This window comes from Neoroseomonas rubea (assembly GCF_016106015.1).
Lineage (GTDB): Bacteria > Pseudomonadota > Alphaproteobacteria > Acetobacterales > Acetobacteraceae > Neoroseomonas > Neoroseomonas rubea.
In genome coordinates, this window is the sequence record NZ_JACADQ010000335.1 from 1 (window position 1) to 4,592 (window position 4,592).

Here is a 4,592-nt window from a genome sequence, read left to right on the forward strand (position 1 = left end):
GCGTGGCCGGCGCGGGCGCCCGGGGCCGCAAACGCCGCCTGCCGGCATCCGGCGCGCGGAAGCTATGCCGGCGTGCCAGCGGCGTGCGAGCGCTGGCTCGCATGGCGCGCGAAGCGCCGGCCGCAGCCACGCCACGCACGGACTGATCTCGATCAGTGCGCCTCGGCAGCACGCGCGGCATGGTCCGCCCCCCCGTCCGCCTCGCCCATGCGGCGATGCGGTGCGGCCCGACAGGATGGAGGGAGAGAGCATGGAAATCTTCACCACGCAGGGCGCGACGGCGCCGGTCGCGGGCCTGCCTTCCGCCGACGCCATGCCGCGCCTGGCCGCGACCTGGATGCGCGAGACGATGGACTTCATGGCCGAGCGCCTGCGCGCCGACGCCCGCACGCTGCAGGAAGCGGGCTGCTGCGACAGCATTTCGGATCTCACGATGATCCAGACGCGCTGGGTGACGGAAGCGACCCAGGCCTATTCCGAGGCGACGCTGCGCTTCATGCAGAGCTTCGTCCGGATGGGCGCGCCCGTGGCGGCGGCCGAGGAGCAGGAGGAGCCGCATCGCTCCGAGACCACGTCGCGCCGGCGCACGCGGGAGGGCTGAGGTCGGGCGCAGCAGGCGCGCGGCGCCGGCGGGGCGACCGCGCGCTGCGTGACCGGTCGAACACCGGCCGCGCGGCGATTCATCGTCCAGACCTTCGGCATGGAATCGAAGGGGGATCGCGTAGGCGCGCGGAAGGCGACCGGGCCTGCCCCCGCGCGTCGGGCTCAAGCCTGCCGATCTCGCCGCCCAGCTTGCGACGGGTCCTCGCCGCTTCGCTGCGCGTGGCCGGCCGCAAAGCCTGCCGCGCGACAATCGACCAGCCGCGGGCCTCAGGCCCCGGCCAGCGCCCGCTTCGCCACCTCGGCGAGGAACTTCGACGCCACTGGCAGGATCTCGTCGTTGAAGTCGTAGCGCGGGTGATGGAGTTCGCGCCCGTTCTCGGCCGGGCCGTTGCCGATCCAGACGAAGGCGCCCGGCACCTCGGTCAGGTACCAGGCGAAATCCTCGCCCGTCATGGCGGGGTCGATGTCGCGGCGCAGCTCCGTCACAGCCTCGGCGGCGACGGCGGCGAGGTCGCGCTCAGCCGGCGTGTTCGCCGTGACCATGACACCGGCGCGGAAGGAGAAGTCGGCCTTCACGCCGAAGGTCGCGGCGATGCCGTGGGCCACGCGCGACAGGCCGCCCTCGATCGTCTCCCGGTCCTGGTCGCGCAGCCAGCGCGCGGTGCCCTTGAGCGTCACGCGCGCGGTGATCTGGTTCTGCGCCTCGCCACCTTCCACCACGGTCACGCTGACCACCCCGCCCGCGAGCGGATCGAGGTTGCGCGCGACGATGGACTGGATGGCGACGATCGCGTGTCCCGCCGCGACCATCGGGTCGCGCGTCAGATGCGGCAGCGCAGCATGGCCGGCATGGCCGTCGAACACGATCTGGAAGCGCGCGCCGGCCGCCATCACCGCGCGGTCATGCACCGCGACGGTGCCCGCGGGCAGGCCGGGCCAGTTGTGCCAGCCGAAGATGCGCTCCATCGGGAAGCGCTTGAACAGCCCGTCGGCGATCATGGCCTTCGCGCCGCCGCCGCCTTCCTCCGCGGGCTGGAACACCAGCCGCACCGTTCCGGTCCAGGACGGATCGTCGAGCAGCACCTTCGCCGCGCCGAGCAGCGCCGTGGTATGCCCGTCATGCCCGCAGGCATGCATCACACCGGGCACGGTGGAGCGCCAGGCGATGTCGTCGTTCTGTTCCTGGATCGGCAGCGCGTCCATGTCGCCGCGCAGGCCGACGGCGCGGTTGCCGCCGCCGCGCGACAGCGTCGCGACCACGCCATGCCCGCCGACATTCGTCGCGATGTCGGTGACGCCCATCTCCCGAAGGCGGGCGGCGACGAAGGCGGCGGTCTCGCCTTCATGGAGGGTAAGGCCGGGGTTGGCGTGCAGATGGCGACGCCAAGCGGTAAGGGTCGAGGCGAGATCGTTGTGCATGACCCTTCGAGCCTATCCCCGCCCGCGCAAACGCACCATCGCCCACGGCGCCGCCCTGGCCGCCTGGCTGATGGCGGCCGCGCCTGGCCGCGGGCAGGAGGCCGAGCCGGCGCCCGAACCCGGCATCCCCTATGCCGCCGAGGTCTCGCCCGAGGGCGCCGAGTCGCTCGCCGCCACCGCCACCGCGGTCGCACAGACGATTCGTCTTCGCGAGTCAGCACCGACCGACGCCTTCGGCCTGATCGCGCGCGTGCGCGCCGACCTGCCGCGGCTGATGGAGGTGCTGCGCGCCGACGGCCATTGGGGCGGATCCGTCGCCGCGACCATCGCCGGCCGCCCGCCCGACGACCCGGCCCTGCCCGCCCTGCTCGCCGCCGCGCGGGAGCCCGTGCCGGTGCGCTTCACCCTCTCCCCCGGCCCGCAATACCGCATCGGGCGCGTGGAGGCGGCGGCGGAACCGGTCGACTCCGCGCCCGCCCTGCGCGCGGCGATGGCATCCGCCGGCATCGCGGAAGGCGATCCCGCCCGGGTGGCCGCCGTGTTGGATGCCGAAGGCGCCATCATCGATGCGCTGCGCCGTGCGGGCCACCCGCTTGCGAGCGTCGCGGGGCGGGAGGTGTGGGTGGATCATGACCGCCGCACGCTCGATGTCGCCTGGCGGATCGCCCCGGGCCCGCGCGCCCGCTTCGCCACGCCGGAGGTGGTCGGCCAGCAGCGCGTGGATGACGGGCTGCTCCGGCGCACCGCCGCGCGAAGGATCGACGGGCGGGACTATGCGCCCGCGACGCTCGAACGCGGCCGCCGCGCGCTGATGGCGCTCGGCGTCTTCGAGAGCGTGCGGGCGGAACCGGGCACGGCGCTGACGCCGGATGGCCGCCTGCCCGTGACCTTCCGGGTTTCCGAACGGCCGCGCCGCGCGCTGGGCGCGAGCATCGCCTACGAGACCAACTACGGCGCCGCGGTCAGCGTCTATTGGGAACACCGCAACCTGTTCGGCGGCGCGGAGCGGCTGCGGCTGGAGGCGGAAGCCGCCCGGCTCGGCTCCTCCGGCCTGGACAATTCGACCTACCGGGCCTTCGCGACGCTCACCACGCCCGAGATCTGGCGCCAGGATGCGCGGCTGACCGTGCGCCTGGGCGCGGTGCGCGAAAGGCTCGAAGCCTATGACCGCGACGCCGTCCTGGCGTCCGCGCTCGCGGAGCGTTCGCTGTCGGAGCGGCTCGCGGTGCAGGCCGGGCCGCTCTACGAGGCCGGACGCATCGGCCGCTACGGCGACCTCGAGGATTTCTCGCTCGTCGGCTTCGTGACGGGGCTGCGGTGGGACGACACGGAAAGCCCGCTCGATCCCACGCGCGGCATCCGCGCGGCGGTGACGGCCACGCCCTTCTACTCGATCCAGGACGGCACGACCTTCACGCGGCTCTATGCCAGCGGCAGCACCTATCTCGACCTGACGGGCGATGCGCGCGGCGTGCTCGCGCTGCGCGCGGCCCTCGGCGCGACGGTGGGCGCGACGCGGGACGAGATCACGCTCGACAAGCGCTTCTATTCGGGCGGCGGCGGGTCCGTGCGCGGCTTCACCTACCAGTCGATCGGGCCGCGCGATGCGGGCAACCGGCCGCTCGGCGGGGCGAGCCTGCTCGAACTCGGCGCCGAATGGCGCCAGCGCATCTCCGGCCCCTGGGGCGCGGTCGCCTTCGTCGAGGCCGGCAGCGTGGGGGAGGACAGTTTCCCCGGCAGCGGCGACCTGCGCGTCGGCGTCGGCGCGGGGCTGCGCTACCTGACGGCGATCGGGCCGATCCGCGTCGATGTCGGCGTACCGCTGAACCGGCAGCGGGGCGACCCGGCCTATGGGCTCTATGTCGGCATCGGGCAGGCCTTCTGAATGCGCCGCATGATCCGTATCACCGGGCTGAGCCTGCTGGCGCTGCCGGTGCTGCTGCTCGTGCTCGTCACGGGCGGGCTGCTCTGGGCGAATGGCGAAAGCGGGCGCGCGACCATCGCGCGGCTGGCCGCGGATGCCGTACCCGGGCTGCGGATCGAGGGCCTGGCCGGCCCGCTGCCCGCGCGGCTTGCCGTCGCGCGGCTGTCCATGTCCGACGATGCGGGCGCGTGGGTCGTGCTGGAGGATGCCGCGGTCACACTCGACCTGATGGCGCTGCTGGGGCGGGAGGTGCGCGTCACCGCGCTGACCGCGCGGCGGATCGCGCTGCACCGCGTCCCGCCCGCCGAGGGTGCGCCGCCCCCACCGCCCGATCCGGACGCGCCGCTGATCCCCGCCCTGCCCGACCTGCCCGTCACGCTGCGGCTCGATCGGCTCGCGGTGGAGCGCATCGAGCTCGGCGCCGCGGTGGCGGGGATGGATGTCGCGCTCGCCGTACAGGGCGAAGCGGCGCTCGCCGCCGGGGCGCTCTCGGCACGGATCGACCTGCGCCGGCTCGACGCCCCGGCTGAGGCGCGCATCGCGCTGGACCTCGCGCCGGGCGCCGACCGGCTTTCGGCGCGCATCGAGGCGACGGAGCCGCCGGGCGGCCTGCTCGCGACCGCGCTCGAGGTCCGAAGAGCACACG

At 74.2% G+C, this 4,592-nt stretch carries 4 protein-coding genes; 3 read left to right on the plus strand and 1 reads right to left on the minus strand.

What is annotated here, in order from left to right:
* Window positions 1-250: 250 nt before the first annotated feature.
* Window positions 251-601, plus strand: coding sequence for a hypothetical protein (locus tag HW577_RS21115; RefSeq protein ID WP_198378095.1), 351 nt, complete (start codon window positions 251-253; stop codon window positions 599-601).
* Between the two features lie 269 nt (window positions 602-870).
* Here HW577_RS21115 and HW577_RS21120 read toward each other — a convergent pair whose 3' ends face one another.
* Window positions 871-2,022, minus strand: coding sequence for an amidohydrolase (locus HW577_RS21120; protein ID WP_198378096.1), 1,152 nt, complete (start codon window positions 2,020-2,022; stop codon window positions 871-873).
* On the opposite strand from HW577_RS21120, the gene HW577_RS21125 reads away from it, so the two are divergent.
* Together HW577_RS21125 and HW577_RS21130 are read left to right on the plus strand one after the other, a co-directional pair.
* Window positions 2,021-3,907 (plus strand): autotransporter assembly complex protein TamA, encoded by a 1,887-nt coding sequence (locus HW577_RS21125; protein WP_198378097.1) that lies wholly within the window; start codon window positions 2,021-2,023, stop codon window positions 3,905-3,907. The genes HW577_RS21120 and HW577_RS21125 overlap by 2 nt on opposite strands.
* Window positions 3,908-3,916: 9 nt before the next feature.
* Window positions 3,917-4,592 (plus strand): hypothetical protein (locus HW577_RS21130; RefSeq protein WP_419956601.1); only part of this gene is annotated, 676 nt, incomplete at its 3' end.